The organism is Oceaniglobus trochenteri, assembly GCF_020529025.1.
In the GTDB taxonomy this organism is placed as follows: domain Bacteria; phylum Pseudomonadota; class Alphaproteobacteria; order Rhodobacterales; family Rhodobacteraceae; genus Oceaniglobus; species Oceaniglobus trochenteri.
The window spans coordinates 14,136-33,170 of the sequence record NZ_JACNMM010000011.1 but is presented as its reverse complement, the minus strand read 5'-3'; the positions used below and the strand labels follow the sequence as shown (position 1 = coordinate 33,170).

The following is a 19,035-nucleotide window of genomic DNA, read 5'->3' as shown; positions in this document are numbered from 1 at the left end:
GGCTTTCGGAAAAGGTATAACATTATAAATTAATACGATTACACTGCCAGTCTATGCTTGTTCAGGGAGGACAACACGTGAGACAGCTACTGTCGTCAATTGCGTTCTGCGCGCTCATGACTTCGCCACTCATGGCGCAGGAATACCACCAGTCACCGATGCTGGACGGGATGGACCTGCCGCCTGTGGCCGAACGCCTGCCCAGCAATCCGCGCGTCATGACACCGCTTGAGGAGGTCGGGGTCTATGGCGGAACGCTGAAGCGGGGATCGGCCATCATCGTCGATTACCTGACCGAGAACTTCACCCGCGAACCGCTGTTCATGTGGCAACTGCCGCTTACCAACGCCGGCCCGCCGGTGCCCAACCTGGCGTCGGGGATCGAATATTCCGAAGACGGGTCCTCGGCCGTGGTGACGCTGCGCGACGGGATCAGATGGTCCGACGGCGCGCCCTTCACCGCCGACGACATCGCCTTCTACTGGAACGACATCATGCTGAACGAAAACGTCTCCGAGGCGTTTCCGGGCATCCTTCTGGTGGATGGCAAGCCGCCCGCGCTGACCGTGCTGAGCCCGACCGAGGTGAAGTTCGATTTCGGCAAGCCCTACTATTTCTTCGAAGAGGCCATGGCCTCGGTCTGGGAAATCGCCTGGCCGAAACACTACATGAAGCAGTTCCACCCCGATTTCACCGACGGCGCCACCTATGAGGAGCTGAACACCAAGCTGGGCCTTCAGACAGGGCGCGGCAAGGTCACGCTTCAGGCCTGGATGCTTGAGGATTACGTCGAGGGCGAACACTACAACCTCACCCGCAATCCCTATTACTGGAAGGTCGACACGGCGGGTAACCAGCTGCCCTATTTCGACAAGGCTTCGGTCGAGATCGTGGAAGACCGCCAGTCTGTCGCGCTTGGCAATGCCACGGGCAAGTTCGACCTGGATTCGATGTGGGTGGGCCCGCAGCACCTGGGCCTGTTCTCGGAAGCGATTCAAAGCGGGCGGGACATTTCGATCATCTTCGGCGACGTGCCGGGCATGGCGATCTATTTCAACTTCGATCACGCCGACGAGGCCCTGCGCAAGGTCATGCGCGACGTGAACTTCCGGCGCGCCGTTTCGGTGGCCATCGACCGCGAAGAGATCAACAACATCTACTACAACGGCTTCCTCAACCCCGGCAACGCGGCCTTCGCGCCGGTCACGCCCTATTTCCGCGAAGAGGATTACAAGCTCTGGGCCGAATACGACCCCGAGGAAGCCAAGGCGATGCTGGCCGAGGCGGGCTATTCCGACACCGACGGTGACGGCTATCTCGAAGATCCCGAGGGCGGAGCCATCAACCTGGTCATCGACGTGGGCCAGCACGACCTTTACACCGGGATCGTCGAACTGATCGTGACGGACTACCTCAAGGACATCGGCATCAAGGCGACGATGAACGTGGGCGACCAGACCGCCATCCGCGACAAGTATCAGGAGGGCGATTTCACCATGCACGTCTGGGACTACGAAGGTTCGTCCTTCCCGCTGTCCCAGAACTTCGATGAAATCTCGCCGGGCCGCCCCAACATGCCGCCCTATCACGCCAAGCACGAGGAAACCGGCGATGTGGACGAGAATTTCACCCACTTCGGCGAGTTGATGAACGGCGCGACCACCAAGCCCTTCGAGCAGCGCCAGAAGGACATGCAAGAGGCATCGCGCCTGATGGCCGACAATGCCTGGATCGTGCATCTGGGCTATTTCGAGCGTCCCTTCATCCACAACAACCGGCTGGGCAACGCGCCCGAGAAGATCACCCGTTCGGACCAGGTGAACGATCAGCCCGCATGGCAGGCCATGCTGCTGTTCGACAAGACCGCCAAGTGATCCAACCCGCAGGCCGTGCCGCGCTCTCCCCGGCGCGGCCTGCACTCCAACCGGTGGAAACCAGATGTTCCAGAACAAGATAGTGCGCCGCGCGCTCTCGACGGTGTTCACCCTGTTTCTGATCTCGCTGATCAGTTTCCTGGTGATCCAGCTGCCCCCGGGCGACGTGGTGTCGACCTATGTGAAGCAGCAGGAAATCATCGCCGGATCGCGTCTTCCGGCCGAAACCATCGAATACCTGCGCGAACGCTATGGTTTCGGTGAACCGATGTACCTGCAGTACCTGAAATGGGTCGGCGGGTTCTTCCGGGGCGATTTCGGGTTTTCCATCATCTATGACGGGGCCGAGGTGGCCGATATCGTCGGTCGCCGCATCGGCATGACCTTCCTTCTGGTGATCCTGGCGCTGATCCTGTCCTGGGGCATGGCGATTCCGCTGGGCATCTATGCGGCGACCCACAAGAACCGCTTTGCCGATTACCTTCTGTCCAACGTCGCGCTGTTCGGCCTGTCGATCCCCGATTTCCTGATGGCGGTGATCTATCTTTTCGTCGCGATCTTCCTGCTGGATTCAAACTATGTCGGCGGGCTGTTCAGCGAGGGGTTTGTCGATGCCCCCTGGAGCCTGGCGCGGTTCTGGGATTTCCTGCAGCATCTGGCGGTGCCGCTGTTCATCCTGGCCATCGGCGGGATGGCGGGCACCTACCGGATCATGCGCGCCAACCTTCTGGACCTGCTGGACCAGCAGTTCGTCGAAACCGCCCGCGCCAAGGGGCTGAAGGAACGCACGGTGATCTACAAGCACGCCGCGCGGATCGCGCTGAACCCGCTGATTTCGCGCCTGGGGATGCAGCTTCCGGTGCTGCTGAACGGAACGATCATCATCTCGATCGTGCTGGACCTGCCCACGCTGGGGCCGCCCTTCTATCGCGCGCTGATCGCGCAGGACATGTATCTGGCCGGCACGGTCCTGATGATCCTGGCGGTCACGCTTCTGATCGGAAACATCATCGCCGACATCCTGCTGGCGATCTCAGACCCGAGGGTGCGCGATGGCTGATGCGGCAACCAACCCGGCCCCCGCGGCCAAGGGCGACTATCGCCTGCTGAGCGTGCGCCAGCTGATGTGGCGCAAGTTCCTGAACAACCGGCTGGCGGTGATCTCGGCGCTGGTTCTGATCGTGCTGTACCTGGCCACCATCTTTGCCGGGTTCACGGCGCCCTATGGCCCGCAGGACGGCGTTTCGCGCCTGTCCTTCGCACCGCCCACAAGGGTGCGGTTCTGCGATGAGAACGCGGGCTGTTCGTTGCGCCCCTTCGTCTATGCCACCACGGCCGAACGCAGCAAGAAGACCTTCCTGCTGGAGTTCGTCGAGGACCGCAGCGAACCCCACTACATCTACTTTTTCGAGCGGGGCGCCCCTTACAAGATCGTGGGCCTCATTCCCTGGGACATGCATCTGTTCAAGACCCGCAACGACGACGCAAGGGTCAGCCTGCTGGGCCACGACCAGCGGGGGCGCGACCTGTTCAGCCGCATCCTTTACGGCGGGCAGGTGTCGCTTTCGGTGGGCCTGATGGGGGTGCTGATCCTGGTGATCCTCGGGTCGGTCATCGGCACGCTGTCGGGTTATTACGGCGGCTGGTTCGATGCGGTGACCCAGCGCTTCATCGAAACCCTGCGCGTCTTTCCCGAAATCCCGCTGTGGATGGCGCTTTCGGCGGCGATCCCGCCGCTCTGGCCGCCCGAATGGGTCTATGCGGGCATCGTCGTGGTTCTTGCCTTCCTGGGCTGGACCGGGTTGGCGCGTGAGGTGCGGGGGCTGACGCTCAGCCTCAAGAAACGCGATTTCGTGCTGGCCGCCCAGGCCTCGGGGGCCAGCACCGGGCGGATCGTGCGCAAGCATCTGATCCCCAACATGATGAGCCATATCATCGTCACCGCGACGCTGGCCATTCCCGTCACCATCCTGGGTGAATCGGCGCTGTCGTTCCTGGGGATCGGGGTGCGCCCGCCAATGATGTCCTGGGGGCTTTTGCTGTCGGATGCCTTCAAGGTGCAGGTGATCGCGCTTTACCCGTGGATGCTGGCGCCTGCCGGTTTCATCCTCATCACGGTGCTGGCCTTCAACTTCCTGGGCGACGGCCTGCGCGACATGGTGGACCCCTTCTCATGAAACCACTGCTGGAAATCAACAACCTCAGCACCCACTACCATCTTGAGCAGGGGTTGCTGCGCGCGGTCGAGAACGTGAGCTTCCAGATCGCCAAGGGCGAAACCCTGGGCGTGGTGGGCGAATCGGGCTGCGGCAAGTCGGTGACGGCGCGGTCGATCATGCGGCTCCTGCCGCCGCGGATCGGGCGCATCGCCGAGGGCGAAATCCTGTTCAACGGCGTCGATGTCGCCCGGCTTGATCCGCGCGGCACCGAAATGCGCGACATTCGCGGCGGGCAGATCGGCATGATCTTTCAAGAGCCGATGACCTCGCTCAACCCGGTCCATACCATCGGCGCCCAGATCGTCGAGGCGATCCGCACCCATTCCGACCTGTCCAAGGCCGAGGCGATGGAAAAGGCGGTGATGCTGCTGGATCGCGTGGGCATCAACCAGCCCGAACAGCGCGCCCGCCAGTACCCCCACGCCTTTTCCGGCGGGATGCGCCAGCGCGCGATGATCGCCATGGCGCTGTCCTCGGACCCGGCGCTTCTGATCGCGGACGAACCGACGACGGCGGTGGACGTGACGGTCGAGGCGCAGATCCTTGACCTGATCGCCGAGCTGAAGGCCGAACGGGACATGTCGGTCATGCTGATCACCCACGATCTGAACGTGGTGGGCGAAGTGGCCGACCGGCTGATCGTGATGTACCTGGGCCGGGTGATGGAAACCACGACGGCCGCCAAGGTGTTCGATGCGCCGGCCCATCCCTATACCAAGGGCCTGCTTGAATCGCTGCCGGCCATTGGGCGCCGGTCGCGGCTGAAGCCGATCAAGGGGTCGGTGCCCGGCCCCCACGAACGCCCGCCCGGATGCCCCTTTGCGCCGCGCTGCGACAAGGCCATGGCGATCTGCCAGACCCAGCCGCCCACCTTCCGCATCGATGACGATACTTCGGCGGCCTGCTGGCTTTACGATGACGAGGTGCGCCATGACGGATGACACGATCCTGAGCGTGGCCGACCTGTCGCTGCGCTTCGGGGCAAAGCCCAAGGTGAAGGGAAGCGGCCTTCTGGCGGTGAACAAGGTCAGCTTTGACCTGAAGCAGGGGGAAACCCTGTCGATCGTCGGCGAAAGCGGGTCGGGCAAGACAACGATCGGGCGCTGCATCGCCCGGCTTTATGCCCCCTCGCAAGGCAGCATGGTGTTTCAAGCCAAGGACGGGCCGGTCGATCTGGCCACGCTGGACAAGGCCGGTTTGCGCAAGGTGCGGCGCGAAATCCAGATGCTGTTCCAGGACCCGAACGCCAGCCTCAATTCCCGGATGCGGATCGGCGAGATTGTGGCCGAACCGCTGGAGATCCACGGGATCGGCACCAAGGCCGAGCGCATCGAAAGGGTGCGCAGCCTGCTGGAGCGGGTGGGGCTGAGTGCGGATGCCGTCAACCGTTACCCTCACCAGCTTTCGGGCGGGCAGCGCCAGAGGGTGGGCATCGCCCGGGCCCTGACCATCTCGCCGCGCCTGCTGATCTGCGATGAACCGGTGTCGGCGCTGGATGTCAGCGTGCAGGCCCAGGTTCTGAACCTGCTGGGCGATCTGCAAAAGGAAATGGGGCTGACCTATATCTTCGTCAGTCACGATCTGGGCGTGGTGGATTACATCAGCGACCGGATCATGGTGCTGTACCTTGGCACGGTGATGGAGCTGGCCACCCGCGACGATCTCTTCGCCGCGCCCGCGCATCCCTATACCCGCGCCCTGCTGGATGCGATGCCGGCCCGCGTTGGCGGAAAGCACCGCAAGCGCAAGGTGCTGAGCGGCGAGATCGGCGGGCCAAGCGGGCTGCGCAAGGGCTGTGTCTTTGCCGGGCGCTGCCCCTTTGCCACCGACATCTGCCGCACCCACGAACCCGAACTGCGCCCCTGGCGCCGCCGCCCGGAAACCCGGGTGGCCTGTCATCACGCCGACGACCTTGATCTCGGCAGTTACGATCAACCACCCCCCGAACCGGAGAGCTTGCCATGAGCCTTGACTATACCTGTGACACGATTGGTCACTGGGCGATCCTGAAACTTGACGCCGCCGCCCTGGCCGATCTTGGCACCCAGGTGCAGGTCACCGACGGCAAGGGCACCGTCCTGCCATCGCAGCTTGACCGCGTGGGCGATGGCGCCGAACTGGTGGTGCGCACCGCCGGCATGGCGGGCGACCGGCTGAGCGTTGCGGCGGGGCAGGGGGGCACCGTGGCCGAAATGGCCTTCGATACCGTCAAGGAATACGAGGGGCAGGAGGCCTGGCGCATCCAGACCCCGGCCTGCACCTGGATCTATCACCCCGATGCCGGCGGTTTCGCCAGCATCATCGACCGGGATAACAAGGACTGGCTCAGCTTCCGGCCCTACGGCGGGTCGGACGGGATCTATCGCGGCATTCCCAACATGGCCTACCCCGAGAACGTCTTTCACCCTGGCCACAAGACCTGCGAAAGCGACGCGCCCCTTGTCGGCCCGCTGCGGGTGACGCTGCACAGCCGATCGAAAGACGGCAAATGGGCCTGCCGCTGGGAGATTTTCCCGGATCATGCCGAACTGACGGTGCTTGAATTCGGCCACCCCTACTGGCTTCTTTACGAGGGCACGCCGGGCGGCAAGCTGGAGGAAGAGCGTGATTTCTGCATCCGCTCCGACGGTCTGCGCCGCCCCCTTTCCGAACGCTGGGACGAGGAACTGCCCGCCCCGAAATGGATCGCCTTCGGCAAGGAGGGCACGGCGCGCACCCTCTGGCTGCACAGCCACAGCCCCGAACATCAGACATGCCGCGACAGTTTCTGGCCCATGGAGCAGAACATGACCGTCTTTGGTTTCGGGCGCGTGGGCATGGAAATGACCATGAACCATGCCCCCGCCCGGTTCACCGTGGGCATCTGCGAGGAAGACAGCGCCGATCCGCTGAGAACAGCCATCGCCGCCATGACGACCCGCCGCGCGCTGAAACCCGCGTAGGGCGCCGGGGGTGCAAGAAAGCCCTTGCACCCCCGGATAAGTCATAACATTATATTTTTACGATATATGAGTCGCATCCGGCGGCTTGCACGAAACCAAGGAAAGCCAGAACCATGCAGACCGCAGCGCAAACGCCCATCGTCAGCGCCGACAAGGCCGATTATGCCAATGATGGCGTGGTGATGTCCCCCGGCCGGGTGATCCGCCCCGAAGTATGCAAGGCCGCGCGCGAAGCCCTGATCGCCGTGTCGCGGGGGGAATATGCCACCGGCAACGCACCCCTGCCCATGCACGGCTGGACCCCCGACCAGGACCCGACGATCATGGCCACGATCCAGGAGGCGCACCGCGCCAACAAGGCGATCCTGGACGTGGCGAAAGAGCCGGCCTTCGTGAAATGGCTCTGCGATACGCTGGATTGCGAATGGGTGCAGGTCTGGGGCATCCTGGGCACGATCAAGCCCGCGAAGGGCACGAAATCCACCTTTGGCTGGCACCGCGACGGGCCCTATTGGCGCTGGTTCAAGAACCCGGTGGAAACCAACGCCGTCTTCGTCGCTCTTTCCGATTGCGAGGAAGACCGCGGCGCGTTGCGCTATGTTCCCCGCTCGCATCTTTGGGCCGCCGACAGCGACGGCAACTTCTTTCACGACCGCGACGATGGCGATCTTGAGGAACGGCGGAAATCCCTTGCCGTGCCGGACGGGGAAGAGTGGAAGGAAACGGTGGCCCACATGGGCGAAGGCCACGCCGCCATCCACCACGCCTATGCGCTGCATGCCTCGGCGGCCAACACGCTGGACGAACCGCGCATCAACCTGACCGTGACCATCCGCACCGACCGTTCCGAACTGAACGGCCCGAACCCGGCCGAGGAGCAATCCTACAACTGGATGGCCGAACAATGCGAACCCAGCGAGTTCTACCCGCTGCTGCGCCCCTGATCCCCCGAGCCGAGGAACATCCATGGCGCAGTTGCAACTGTCCGAGGTTCGGAAATCCTTCGGGGCCGTCGATGTCATCAAGGGTGTCGACATCGACGTGCGCGACGGTGAATTCGTCGTGCTGGTGGGGCCTTCGGGTTGCGGCAAATCCACCCTGCTGCGGATGATCGCGGGGCTGGAAACCGTCACCTCGGGGTCGATCCGCATCGGTGAACGCGAGGTGAAGAACCTGCGCGCCAAGGAACGCGACATCGCCATGGTGTTCCAATCCTACGCGCTTTACCCGCATATGACGGTGGCAAGGAACATGGGATTTGCCCTGAAACTTCAGGGCATCCCGAAGGACGAGATCGCGAAGCGGGTCAATGACGCCGCCGCGATCCTGAACCTGACCGATTATCTTGAACGGTATCCAAAGCAGCTTTCGGGCGGTCAGCGCCAGAGGGTCGCCATGGGGCGGGCCATCGTGCGCAACCCGCGGGTCTTCCTGTTCGACGAACCGCTGTCCAACCTCGACGCCAAGCTCAGGGTGCAGATGCGCGCCGAGATCAAGCAGTTGCACCAGCGGTTGGGCAACACGATCATCTATGTCACCCACGACCAGATCGAGGCGATGACGATGGCCGACAAGATCGTCATCCTCAGCGGCGGCGCGGTCGAACAGGTGGGCAGCCCTCTCGAACTCTACGACCGGCCGCGCAACACCTTCGTGGCGGGTTTCATCGGATCGCCCGCCATGAACCTTCTGGAGGGGCGCATCGGTGCCGGGGGCATGATCGAACTGGCCGGGGGTGGCACGCTGCCCCTTCCGGTCGACGTCGCAAGCCCCCCCAAGGGCGGGGTGATCGTGGGCATCCGCCCCGAACACATGCTGCTGGGCGGGGCGGGGCAGGGCGATCTGCCGCTGCGCATCGACGTTCTCGAACCCACCGGATCGGAAACCCACGTCATGGGCAAGGCGGGCAGCGTCGAGGTGGTCGCCGTGGTGCGGGACCGGCTGAGCGAACGGCCCGGCGAAACCCTGCACCTCAGCGTCGATCCGAAACATGTTCACCTGTTCGATGCCGCGTCCGGCCTTCGGATCGCGGAGTAATACGGCAAACGACCGGTGCCAGCCACGGCACCATATCTGGGAGGATACAATGTACGTGATACCTGATTTCGGCCGCAGGCTTCTGGGTTCGGCCATGGTGCTGGGTGCCCTGGCGGGCGCACCCGCGTCGGCGCAGGATGTCGAACTGACCTTTGCCCATTTCCTGGCGAACAAATCGACCGAGGCGCCGAATGTCGCCGATGCCATCGCCCGGTTCCGCGAAAAGCACCCCGAGGTCGAGTTGAAGGAACAGATCAGCGGCACCGACGAATATCTGACCCAGTTCAACGTCGGCGCGGCCAGCGGCGAAGTGCCCGATGTGTTCATGATGAACGGCTCCGACACCACCGCGCTTGTCGCGGCGGGCCTTGTGGGCGCCATCACCCCCGAATTCACCGCCGACCCCGATTGGGGCGGGCGCACCCCCGATGGCATGACCTTCGAATTCTCGCGCGACGGCGAGGTTTACGGCGTGCCCTACGGCCAGATCATCACCCACGTGATCTATTGGAACAAGGACATCTTCGCAGAGGCCGGCTATGACAGCTTTCCCGCCACCTGGGAGGACTTCATCGGTGCCATCGAGACATTCAAGGAGATGGGCAAGACGCCGATCTCCCTTGGCAACAAGGGGCGCTGGGTTGTGGTCGATCCGCTGTTCGGCACGCTGGTGGCGCGCGAATGCGGCCCCGACTTCGTGCCGCAGGTGCATTCCGGCGAAGCGAATTTCACCGATGAATGCCACGTTGCCGCCATCGAGGATTTCAAGCAGCTGGTGGATGTGGGCGCCTTCAACGAGGATGCCAACAGTCTGGACAACAAGCAGCAGCGCGATGCCTATCTGAACGGCGATGCGGCGATGTTCGTCGAAGGCTCCTGGGCGCTGCCTGGCATCCTCGATTCCGGCAACCAGAGCCTGATCGACGCCACGGGCATCGCGCTTTGGCCGTCGATCAAGGGCAAGGACGAGAACGCCAGCCTGGTCACCGGCGGCGCGGGCTGGTCCTATGCCCTTGCGGCCCGGCTTGAAGGGGCCGAGCGTGAGGCGGCCATCGAACTGCTGAAGGAGCTTTCGGCGGTCGATTATTCCCGCTCGCGCATGGAAATCGGCCTGCTGCCCGCCCAGAACATGGCCGGCGTGGCCGATGACATCGAGGTTCAGCCGCTGTTCGCCGAATTCGTCAGCAATGTGGGCGATGGCACCTGGCAGGTGGTTCCGATCATCCCCACCAACATGCCGCGCAGCCTTCTGGATGTCTCGGGCGAGGCACTGCAAGACCTGATGGTGGGCAACAAGACGCCCCAGGAGGTCGCCGAGGCGATGCAGGAAGACTACGACCGCAGCAAGTAACACCAAGGCCGGGCGCATCCCCGCGCCCGGCCCCCTTTCGCACCAGGAGACGGCGTCTTGGCCCCCCGCGCATTCCAGCCCAGCACCATCGCGATCTGGCTTTTCCTTCTGCCCGGAATCGTCGTCTATGGCGGTGTCGTCCTGACGCCGCTGATCGGCGGGTTCTATTATTCGCTGTTCGAGACCAAGAATTTCCAGTTCCACTGGGCGGGGCTGGCCAACTACGTCCGGTTGTGGGGCGATGGCGATTTCTGGTTCACCCTGCGCAACAACTTCATCATCATCCTGCTGAGCGTGATCTTCCAGGTCACCACCGCCTTCATCATCGCCGTGCTGATGAACAGCCGTCTGGTGATCGCGCCGAAATTCCTGCGCACCGCCATATTCTTTCCGGTGATCCTGTCTCCCGTGGTCACCTCCTTCGTCTGGATCCTGGTCTTCGACATCAACAGCGGCCTTCTGAACAACACGCTGGAGGCCATCGGCCTGGGCGGCTTGCAGCAGAAGTGGCTGGATGACCCGAAGATCGTGATCTACTCGGTCACCGTCGCGCTGGTCTGGCAATACATCGGGCTGTTCCTGGTGATCTTCCTGTCGGGGCTTTCGGCGATCAACCAGGAAACCATCGAGGCTGCCGAGGTGGACGGCGCCAGCACCTTCCAGAAGACGATCTATGTGATCTTTCCCCAGCTTGCCTCGACATGGTCGGTGGCGATTGTTCTGGCCATTTCGGGCGGCTTGAAGATCTTCGAACATATCTTCGTCATGACGGGGGGCGGGCCGGGCCTGTCATCGACCGTGGTGGCGCAATATGCCTACAGCCAGTCGTTCCTGCGGGCCAACTTCAGCTATGGCAACACCATCGCCATCGCCATCGTCGTGCTGTCCCTCACGCTGGTTTCGCTGACCATCTGGGCGTTCAACCGTTTCGTCGTGAAGGACAGGATATGACCGGCCGCATCACCCTTCCCGCCATCCTGATCAACGCGGCGCTGATCCTCTTTGCGCTGACCACGATCTTTCCGATGATCTGGGTCATCTACAATTCGCTGAAATCGACGGCGGCCTTCAGCGAAAGCATCTTTGCCCTGCCGTCCGACCCGACCTTCCGCGCCTATGTGCAGATCTTCGAGGTGGGCACCGTCTGGACGGCGATGTGGAATTCGCTGTTCTATGCCGTGGCCTCGACCACGCTGATCGTGCTTCTGTCCTACTGCATCGCCTATGTGCTGGCCCGGTTCGAATTTCCGGGCCGCGCGGCGGTGTTTTCCTTCTTCATCCTGGGGCTGCTTCTGCCCATTCCGGCCCTTCTGGTGCCGGTTTTCATGCAATACCGCACCATCGGAATTCTCGACACGCAGTTCACCCTGCTGATCCCCTATACCGCCTTCGGCCTGTCTCTGGCCGTCTTCCTGATGGAGGGCTACATCCGCAAGATCCCGGTCGAGCTGGACGAGGCGGCCCATGTCGATGGCGCCTCGCTGTTCACCGTGATGTTCGTGATCGTCTTTCCGATCTGCCGGCCCATCGTGGCCACGGTGGCGCTGCTGTCGTTCCTGCATTCCTGGAACGAATTCGCCTTTGCCACCACCCTGATCCGCGATGAATCCTACAAGCCGATCCCGCTGTGGCTGCGCACCTTCGGGGGGCAATATGCCACCGATTATCCCGCGCTGATGGCGGGGATGGTCCTGGCATCGGTGCCGATCATCGTCCTGTTCATCTTCTTCCGAGAAAAAATCGTCGAAGGCTTCGCCGGCGGCGCAGTCAAAGCCTGAAGGAAAACCTATGCCAGTTGCTTATGTCACCGGTGCCGCGGGCGGTCTGGGCCGCGCGATCACCGAAGGATTGCTGAACGCGGGGTATCGCGTGGCGATGTTCGACATCTCGCAGGAGGCGCTTGACCGGGCGTCGGGCGAGCTGGGCGAGGGCGTCAGCGCCCACGCGATGAACGTCACCGACCGCGCCAGTGTCGATGCGGCGGTGACAGAGGCCGAAAAGGCCCTGCCGCCCTGCGATCTGCTGATCAACAACGCCGGCACCTTCAGCGTCTGCGCGCCCATGTGGGAATGCGACCCCGACAGGTGGTTCCGCGATATCGACGTGAACCTCAAGGGCACCTTCCTGATGTGCAACCGGGTGGCGGGCGGCATGGTGGACCGCGGGGCGGGGCGCATCGTCAATATCGTCAGTTCCGGCGGGGTTCTTGACGGGCACCCCTACGGCACCTCTTACGCGGCGTCGAAAACCGGCGTCACCCGCATCACCGAAGGGCTTTCGATGGAATTGCAGCCCCATGGCGTGACGGCCTTCTGCATCGGTCCGCCCGCGGTGAACACGGCGATGACGCAATGGCTCATCAACGACGAACAGGCCAAGACCCACCGCCCCCTGATCAAGGAGATCTTCGAGAAGGGCGAGGATTTCCCTCCTCAGGTGGTGGCGGATTGCGTGCTGGCCCTGGCCTCGGGGCGGGCGGACAAGCTGACGGGGCGGTATTTCCTGCCCCACAAGGATTACGAGAGCATCATCGCGGATGCCGACCGGATCGTCGCCGACGATCAGTGGGTTCTGCGGATTGCAGGTCACAAGAAAGGATAGAACGATGAGCAGACAGGTAAAAATCGGAGCCGTGGGCTGCGGCGTGGTGGCTTCGGCCTATTACTTCCCGTTCCTGATGGATCACCCCGAGGCCGATCTGGTGGCGGTCTGCGATCTGGATGAACAGCGCGTGAAGGATTGCCAGCGCCTGTTCGGCGCGCGCGAGGGCTATACCGACTACTTCGAGATGCTGGAAAAGGCCGACATCGAGGCGGTCTGGATCCTCACCGGCCCCGGCACCCACAAGCTGTTTTCGATCGCGGCGGCCAAGGCGGGCAAGCATATCCTGCTGCAAAAACCCATGGCCACCACCAAGGCCGATGCCGATGCCATCCAGGCGGCGGTGAAAGAGGCGGGCGTGAAATGCCTTGTCGAACCCTCGCAGCAATCGCCCCTGCAACGGCCCTTCCCGAAACTGCGCAGCCTGGTGAAGGACGGCGCACTTGGCGATCCCTATTGGTTCAGCTTCATCTGGACGGGCCCCGACCATGACAACGGTGGCCTGGGTCACAACCCCTACGGCGCGGCGGCCTTCCTGAACAAGGAAAGCGGCGGGATGCTGTATGATTACGCCTATGGCCCCAGCCAGATCGTTTCGATGTTCGGGGCCTGCAAATCGGTGATGGCCATGTCGGCGCTGCAGATGCCCAGCCGCCAGATCGTGCCCGAAAGCGACTACACCGATTACCTGGCCAAGGCGACCGACCCCTGGGATGCCAACTATTGGGATGCGGTGGTCAAGGCGCCGAAAACCGATGCCTGCACCATGGAGGCGCCCGATACCTACAACATCCTTTACGAAATGCACTCGGGCTGGATCGGCATGTTCCATGTGGGCCGCCCCTTCCATCCGATCCCCAAGGGCGTGCGTTCCGGCGCGATGGAGGTCTTCGGGACCGAGGGCAACATCTATTTCGATCCCCGCCCCGGGATCATGGCCACCGTCTATTCGACGAAACAGGACATGCTGGAAAATCCCGACGAAAACGGCTGGATGGACATCGGGAAAGAGGGTGATCTGTCCAAGGGCAAATGGCCCAAGCCCACGCCGGGTGGTTTCAACTATTACCACGAAAGCAGCCGCCTGATGTGCGATGCGATCCTGAACGACACCCCCATCCTGATCGACGAGGATTGGGGCGCACATATCAACGAAATGCTGACCGGCGCCCAGGAAAGCGCGGAAACCGGCAAGAAATACATGATGAAGACCACGGTGGACTGGTGATGCGGATCGGCATCGCGGGGCAGGGGTTCGGGCTGAACCTGCTGCACACGGTCCTGAACCGCGCCGATTGCGAGGTGGCGGGCGTGTCCGACCATCTCTCCGAAAGGCTCGCCTTCGCGAGGTCGCGCGGCATTCCCACCTGGACCGACGACGCGGCGATGATCCGCGAGGCGGGGCTTGATGCCGTTGTCCTGTCCTCGGCCCCCCATGTGCGGGGCGCGGGGCTTGAGGCGGCAATGGCGGCGGGCATTCCGGTGTTCATGGAAAAACCCATCGCCGGAACCGCCCAACAGGCCCGCGAGATCGTGAAGGTGACCAAGGGGCACCCGGTGTTCCTGGCCTTTTCCTTCCGCTTTCATGCCCCGGTGCAGCGGCTTCTGGCCGAGCTGCCGGGCCTCGGGGCCCCGCGCATCCTGAACGGGGAATACCTGTTCGACTGGCTGCCCGATGCCGAATGGCTGTGGAATCCGGAGAAGGGCGGGGGGTTCTTCACCGAGAACTCCTGCCACCTGTTTGACGTGGTGCGCGCGGTCATGGGCCGGCCGGCGCGTGTCTATGCCGCCGGTTATGACGACGGCGCACGCCCCTCGGCCACGGGGGCGGCGGTGACGCTCGGCTATGCCAGCGGGGCGGTGGCCGCGTTGACGCTGGGGGGCATCCGGGGGGCCGGGGCGCCCGACGATTTCCCGCGCCTTGACCTGGCCTGCGCGACGGGCCGCGCCCAGTTGCAGGGCCATCAGCACATGTGGACCGGCCTGAACTGGGCCCGGCGCGGCGAAGATCAGAAGCGCCTCGCCTATTGGCCCGAAACCCTTGGTCGGACACGGTATTCCGATGCCTTCGACCATTTCTTCGCACAGATCGCGGCGAAGGAACCCTTCGCCGCCACACCGCAACACGGGCTTGAGGCGGTGGAACTGGCCGAGGCGGTCTATGCCTCGATCCGCACCGGACAGCCCGTAGACCTGGGAGAAACCACATGAGACTTGGACTTGAGGCAGGCGCCGATAGCCATGCCGCCGCCGTCGAACTGGGCATCAGGGGCGTGCCGATCAACGCCGCCGACCTGGCCGAAAAGGGCTTGGCCGAAACGCTGGCCCCCCTGCGCGACAAGGGGCTTGAGGTCTGCCAGATCGGCGCCTTCGGGTACAATCCGCTCAGCACCGACACGGGCGCGCAGGAAAAACAGACCGCCATGCTGGAAAAGGCGATCCCGCTCGCTGCTGAAACCGGCTGCCCCTATATCGTCATCTGCGGCGGCAATCATCACCCCAGCGGCTTTGGCGCCTGGGACGCGCGCAACCATTCCGAAGGCGCCTTCGATGAACTGGTGGCGAAACTGAACCCCATGGTGCGGCTGGCCGCCCGGCACGGCGCGAAGATTTCCATCGAGCCCTACCTGAAAACCGCCATCGACGGCCCCGACGCCTTTCACCGGTTGCGCGAAAGGATGGAGGACCCCGACGCGCTGGTGGCCAACCTCGATGTGACATCGCACTATGATTTCCGCGATTATGCGCGCCCCGGCCCCCGCTGCCGCGATGTCTGCGAAGGTTACGCCGGCGCCTATGGCCTGGGCCACATCAAGGACATCGGCCTGGACGACGGGTTTCACCTGAAGATGGGCCTTGCGCCCCTGGGCACCAGCCCCACCGACTGGGCGCAGGTGCTGAAGATGATGGAGCCCAACATGCCCGCCGACAGCTGGCTGATCCTGGAACACGTCAGCGACATTGCCGAGGCCCGTAAATCCGTTGCCCTGCTGCGCGATCTTGCCGCCAGGGCCGGGGTGAACCTGGCATGAGCGTCGCCCCCCGCAAGGCCCCGACGGCCCCCGTCACCGTGATGGACGATGCCAGCCGCATCGCCCGGCTGGCCCACCCGGGCCGCCGTGTGCGCATGGTGCTGGACACCGACACCTTCAACGAAATCGACGATCAATATGCGCTGGTCTATGCCCTCCTCTCGCCCGAGGCGGTCGAGGTCGAGGCGATCTATGCCGCGCCCTTCTTCAACAGCCGCGCCACCAGCCCCGGCGACGGGATGCAGCAATCCTACGACGAAATCCTGCGCCTTCTGGAACGCATGGGGCGCGACCCCGAAGGCTTTGTCTTCAAGGGCGTGACCGAATATATCGGCGAAGCGAAACAGCCCCGCGATGCCCCGGCGGTGGATGACCTGATCGCCCGCGCGCGGGCCGCTCCGCCCGACGATCCGCTTTACGTCGTCGCCATCGGCGCGATCTCCAACGTCACCGCCGCGCTTCTGAAGGCGCCCGAGATCGCCGAGAAGATCGTGGTGGTCTGGCTGGGCGGCAATGCGCTCGACTGGCCCGACACATGGGAGTTCAACCTGCGCCAGGACATCGGCGGCGCGCAGGTGCTGTTCGACTGTGGCGTGCCGCTGGTCATGGTGCCCTGCATGGGGGTGACGACCCATCTCACCTCGACCCCGGCGGAAATCGAACGCTATGTCGAACCCATGGGCGACATCGGCGCCTTTCTGGCCATGCGGTTCAAGGAGTATTCCGACGATCACCTCGGTTGGTCGAAAGAGATCTGGGACATGGCGGTGATCGCCTGGCTGGTGAACCCCGACTGGGCGCCCTCGGTGCTGCGTTCCACCCCGGTGCTGACCGACAACGCCACCTGGTCCTTCGACGATGCCCGCCACCAGATGCGCTATGTCCGGCATCTCAAGCGCAACCCGATCTTCCGCGATTTCTTCATCAAGCTGGAAAACTTCGCAAAGGGGGCGTGATGCAATTCGACCTGCCGCTTGCGGCGCTGCGCGACTATCGCCCCGACCTGTCGGGCATCGTGGCCGAGGGCTTTGATGCCTTCTGGGCGCAGACCCTGGCCGCCGCGCAGGCCAGGGCGGCGCCGATCCGCCTTGCCCCTGCGCAGACCGCGCTGAAACTGGTGGAAAGCCACGACATCACCTTTTCCGGCTTCGACGGTCAGCCGGTGCGCGCCTGGCTGAACCTGCCCGCCGGCGCCAGGGGGCCGCTGCCCACGGTGGTGCAGTTCCTGGGCTATGGCGGCGGGCGCGGTCAGGCCGAGGAATACCTGCTCTGGGCCTGCGCGGGCTATGCCCATGTGGTGATGGACACGCGCGGGCAGGGCGCGGGCTGGTCGGGCGGGCGCGGCTCCACCGGCGCAACGCCCGATCACGACATGGGCGGCGGCCCGCAGTTTCCCGGCATGCTGACGCGGGGCATCCGCAGCCCCGAAACCAGCTATTTCCGCCGGCTGTTCACCGATGCCGTGCGCCTGGTGCGCGACGTCAAGGGGCTGCCCATGGTCGATGAAAGCCGCCTTGCGGTGCTGGGCGCCAGCCAGGGCGGCGCCGTGGCCCAGGCCGTCGCGGGGCTGGAGCCTGTCGCCGCCGCCTGCATCGACACGCCCTTCCTCTGCCATGTCGCCCAGGCGATCCGCATGACCGACAAGGAGCCCTATTTCGAGATCGTGCGCTATCTGCGGTCCCACCGGGGGGCCGAGCCCGAGATCCAGAACACGCTGCGCCATATCGACGGCATCGGCTTTGCCGCCCGTGCCCGCGCCCCGGCGCTCTATTCCGCCGGGTTGATGGATGACATCTGCCCGCCGCGCACCGTCTTTGCCGCCTTCAACCACTATGGCGGGCCGAAAGACATCACCGTCTATCCCTATGCCCACCACGAGGGCGGCGAGATCGACCAGACCCGCCAACAGCTTGCCTTTCTGGCAAGGACACTGACCGGCTAGGGGGCCAGGCGCCCCCTCTCTTTCTTGCTGAAAATACTCGCGCCGCAGGCACCGCGCGCCAGCGCGGTCCGCTATTCCTTCGGCGGCAGGTTGACCACGCCCAGTTCCGTCGGCACCGGCCCGATACGGCCATCGGCGCGGTCCATCCCGGCGATCTGTTCCATGTCCCCGGCGTCGAGGGCGAAATCGAAGACCTGAAGGTTCTCGTCGATGTGTTTGGGCGTCTTCGAACGCGGGATCACCACCAGCCCCTGTTCGACATGCCAGCGCAGGATCACCTGGCCCACGCCCTTGCCGTGCTTGGCGGCGATGCTTTTCAGCACCGGGTCGTCGATGATGTTGCCCTGACCAAGGGGGCTCCAGCTTTCGATGCGGATGCCCATCTTCTCGTGATAATCGCGCGCCGCGCGTTGCTGGAACCGGGGGTGAAGCTCGATCTGGTTGACCACCGGCACCACGCCGGTTTCGTCGATCAGCCGTTGCAGGTGATCCTGGTTGAAGTTCGACACGCCGATGCTCTTGATCCGCCCGGCATCGCGCAGTTCGATCATCGCCTTCCAGGATTCGACATACTTGTCTTCCATGGGCACCGGCCAATGGATCAGATACATATCCAGGGTTTCAAGGCCCAGCCGCTGCATGGTGCCGTCGAAGGCCTTCATCGTCGCGTCACGGCCGTGGAACATGTTCCACAGCTTCGAGGTGACGAAAATGTCGTCGCGGGGCAGGCCGCTTTCGCGCACGGCGATCCCCACGCCTTCCTCGTTGTTATAGGCATGGGCCGTGTCGATATGGCGATACCCGCTGTTCAGGGCATGGCCGATGACCTCGGGCGCGCGGGCGTCGGGCAGTTGCCAGACCCCGAAACCCACCTGCGGAATCCGCGCGCCGTCGTTCAGGGTAAGATTGGCAACTGTCATGGCATGGTCCTGTGCTTCGCTAATATATTATAACTTTATAACTTAGCGGGCGAGGGCCGTTTGACAAGCGCAAGTTGCATCGCGCCTGCCGGTTTTGCCGGACGGGGCCGCAATCGC

General features: G+C 63.7%; 18 protein-coding genes. 17 read left to right on the top strand and 1 reads right to left on the bottom strand.

Annotated elements, in window-relative coordinates:
• Nucleotides 1-77: 77 nt before the first annotated feature.
• The 17 genes from H7828_RS17730 (at nt 78) to H7828_RS17650 (ending at nt 17,998) form a co-directional block, all read left to right on the top strand.
• Complete coding sequence (locus tag H7828_RS17730; RefSeq protein WP_226782401.1) at nt 78-1,874, top strand: ABC transporter substrate-binding protein; 1,797 nt, start codon at nt 78-80, stop codon at nt 1,872-1,874.
• Between the two features lie 64 nt (nt 1,875-1,938).
• On the top strand, nt 1,939-2,934 hold the full coding sequence (locus H7828_RS17725) for an ABC transporter permease (protein ID WP_226782400.1): 996 nt from the start codon (nt 1,939-1,941) through the stop codon (nt 2,932-2,934).
• Nucleotides 2,927-4,051 (top strand): ABC transporter permease, encoded by a 1,125-nt coding sequence (locus H7828_RS17720; protein WP_226782399.1) that lies wholly within the window; start codon nt 2,927-2,929, stop codon nt 4,049-4,051. The genes H7828_RS17725 and H7828_RS17720 overlap by 8 nt, the downstream gene beginning before the upstream one ends.
• Nucleotides 4,048-5,034, top strand: coding sequence for an ABC transporter ATP-binding protein (locus tag H7828_RS17715; RefSeq protein ID WP_226782398.1), 987 nt, complete (start codon nt 4,048-4,050; stop codon nt 5,032-5,034). Before H7828_RS17720 ends, H7828_RS17715 begins: the two co-directional genes overlap by 4 nt.
• On the top strand, nt 5,024-6,058 hold the full coding sequence (locus H7828_RS17710; protein WP_226782397.1) for an ABC transporter ATP-binding protein: 1,035 nt from the start codon (nt 5,024-5,026) through the stop codon (nt 6,056-6,058). Before H7828_RS17715 ends, H7828_RS17710 begins: the two co-directional genes overlap by 11 nt.
• Nucleotides 6,055-7,035: a hypothetical protein gene (locus H7828_RS17705; protein WP_226782396.1), complete on the top strand. Its 981-nt coding sequence runs from the start codon at nt 6,055-6,057 to the stop codon at nt 7,033-7,035. The genes H7828_RS17710 and H7828_RS17705 overlap by 4 nt, the downstream gene beginning before the upstream one ends.
• A gap of 113 nt (nt 7,036-7,148) precedes the next feature.
• Nucleotides 7,149-7,979, top strand: a complete 831-nt coding sequence (locus tag H7828_RS17700; protein ID WP_226782395.1) for a phytanoyl-CoA dioxygenase family protein — start codon at nt 7,149-7,151, stop codon at nt 7,977-7,979.
• A 22-nt stretch (nt 7,980-8,001) separates the two neighbouring features.
• The gene (locus tag H7828_RS17695; protein ID WP_226782394.1) at nt 8,002-9,072 is read left to right on the top strand and encodes an ABC transporter ATP-binding protein; all 1,071 of its coding nucleotides are present in this window, start codon (nt 8,002-8,004) and stop codon (nt 9,070-9,072) included.
• A gap of 49 nt (nt 9,073-9,121) precedes the next feature.
• Complete coding sequence (locus H7828_RS17690; RefSeq protein ID WP_226782393.1) at nt 9,122-10,423, top strand: ABC transporter substrate-binding protein; 1,302 nt, start codon at nt 9,122-9,124, stop codon at nt 10,421-10,423.
• 57 nt (nt 10,424-10,480) lie between these two features.
• The gene (locus tag H7828_RS17685; protein ID WP_226782392.1) at nt 10,481-11,374 is read left to right on the top strand and encodes a carbohydrate ABC transporter permease; all 894 of its coding nucleotides are present in this window, start codon (nt 10,481-10,483) and stop codon (nt 11,372-11,374) included.
• Nucleotides 11,371-12,201, top strand: coding sequence for a carbohydrate ABC transporter permease (locus H7828_RS17680; RefSeq protein WP_226782391.1), 831 nt, complete (start codon nt 11,371-11,373; stop codon nt 12,199-12,201). Before H7828_RS17685 ends, H7828_RS17680 begins: the two co-directional genes overlap by 4 nt.
• Before the next feature lie 10 nt (nt 12,202-12,211).
• Nucleotides 12,212-13,024: an SDR family NAD(P)-dependent oxidoreductase gene (locus tag H7828_RS17675; protein ID WP_226782390.1), complete on the top strand. Its 813-nt coding sequence runs from the start codon at nt 12,212-12,214 to the stop codon at nt 13,022-13,024.
• A gap of 4 nt (nt 13,025-13,028) precedes the next feature.
• Complete coding sequence (locus H7828_RS17670) at nt 13,029-14,252, top strand: Gfo/Idh/MocA family protein (RefSeq protein ID WP_226782389.1); 1,224 nt, start codon at nt 13,029-13,031, stop codon at nt 14,250-14,252.
• Entirely contained in the window at nt 14,252-15,235 is a 984-nt protein-coding gene (locus tag H7828_RS17665) for a Gfo/Idh/MocA family protein (RefSeq protein WP_226782388.1), read from the top strand. Before H7828_RS17670 ends, H7828_RS17665 begins: the two co-directional genes overlap by 1 nt.
• Nucleotides 15,232-16,056: a sugar phosphate isomerase/epimerase family protein gene (locus H7828_RS17660; RefSeq protein WP_226782387.1), complete on the top strand. Its 825-nt coding sequence runs from the start codon at nt 15,232-15,234 to the stop codon at nt 16,054-16,056. Before H7828_RS17665 ends, H7828_RS17660 begins: the two co-directional genes overlap by 4 nt.
• Nucleotides 16,053-17,012, top strand: a complete 960-nt coding sequence (locus tag H7828_RS17655) for a nucleoside hydrolase (RefSeq protein WP_226782386.1) — start codon at nt 16,053-16,055, stop codon at nt 17,010-17,012. The genes H7828_RS17660 and H7828_RS17655 overlap by 4 nt, the downstream gene beginning before the upstream one ends.
• Nucleotides 17,012-17,998 (top strand): acetylxylan esterase, encoded by a 987-nt coding sequence (locus tag H7828_RS17650; protein ID WP_226782385.1) that lies wholly within the window; start codon nt 17,012-17,014, stop codon nt 17,996-17,998. The genes H7828_RS17655 and H7828_RS17650 overlap by 1 nt, the downstream gene beginning before the upstream one ends.
• A gap of 71 nt (nt 17,999-18,069) precedes the next feature.
• Here the strand turns inward: H7828_RS17650 and H7828_RS17645 are convergent, their stop codons facing one another.
• Nucleotides 18,070-18,918 (bottom strand): aldo/keto reductase, encoded by an 849-nt coding sequence (locus H7828_RS17645; RefSeq protein WP_226782384.1) that lies wholly within the window; start codon nt 18,916-18,918, stop codon nt 18,070-18,072.
• Nucleotides 18,919-19,035 lie beyond the last annotated feature (117 nt).

Excerpts from the sequence above, each read along its gene's own strand:
- H7828_RS17695 (WP_226782394.1), top strand. The coding sequence starts at position 8,002 with ATGGCGCAGTTGCAACTGTCCGAGGTTCGGAAATCCTTCGGGGCCGTC.
- H7828_RS17660 (WP_226782387.1), top strand. The coding sequence starts at position 15,232 with ATGAGACTTGGACTTGAGGCAGGCGCCGATAGCCATGCCGCCGCCGTC.
- H7828_RS17715 (WP_226782398.1), top strand. The coding sequence starts at position 4,048 with ATGAAACCACTGCTGGAAATCAACAACCTCAGCACCCACTACCATCTT.
- H7828_RS17700 (WP_226782395.1), top strand. The coding sequence starts at position 7,149 with ATGCAGACCGCAGCGCAAACGCCCATCGTCAGCGCCGACAAGGCCGAT.
- H7828_RS17650 (WP_226782385.1), top strand. The coding sequence starts at position 17,012 with ATGCAATTCGACCTGCCGCTTGCGGCGCTGCGCGACTATCGCCCCGAC.
- H7828_RS17690 (WP_226782393.1), top strand. The coding sequence starts at position 9,122 with ATGTACGTGATACCTGATTTCGGCCGCAGGCTTCTGGGTTCGGCCATG.
- H7828_RS17680 (WP_226782391.1), top strand. The coding sequence starts at position 11,371 with ATGACCGGCCGCATCACCCTTCCCGCCATCCTGATCAACGCGGCGCTG.
- H7828_RS17675 (WP_226782390.1), top strand. The coding sequence starts at position 12,212 with ATGCCAGTTGCTTATGTCACCGGTGCCGCGGGCGGTCTGGGCCGCGCG.
- H7828_RS17710 (WP_226782397.1), top strand. The coding sequence starts at position 5,024 with ATGACGGATGACACGATCCTGAGCGTGGCCGACCTGTCGCTGCGCTTC.
- H7828_RS17725 (WP_226782400.1), top strand. The coding sequence starts at position 1,939 with ATGTTCCAGAACAAGATAGTGCGCCGCGCGCTCTCGACGGTGTTCACC.
- H7828_RS17705 (WP_226782396.1), top strand. The coding sequence starts at position 6,055 with ATGAGCCTTGACTATACCTGTGACACGATTGGTCACTGGGCGATCCTG.
- H7828_RS17670 (WP_226782389.1), top strand. The coding sequence starts at position 13,029 with ATGAGCAGACAGGTAAAAATCGGAGCCGTGGGCTGCGGCGTGGTGGCT.
- H7828_RS17665 (WP_226782388.1), top strand. The coding sequence starts at position 14,252 with ATGCGGATCGGCATCGCGGGGCAGGGGTTCGGGCTGAACCTGCTGCAC.
- H7828_RS17720 (WP_226782399.1), top strand. The coding sequence starts at position 2,927 with ATGGCTGATGCGGCAACCAACCCGGCCCCCGCGGCCAAGGGCGACTAT.
- H7828_RS17645 (WP_226782384.1), bottom strand. The coding sequence starts at position 18,918 with ATGACAGTTGCCAATCTTACCCTGAACGACGGCGCGCGGATTCCGCAG.
- H7828_RS17655 (WP_226782386.1), top strand. The coding sequence starts at position 16,053 with ATGAGCGTCGCCCCCCGCAAGGCCCCGACGGCCCCCGTCACCGTGATG.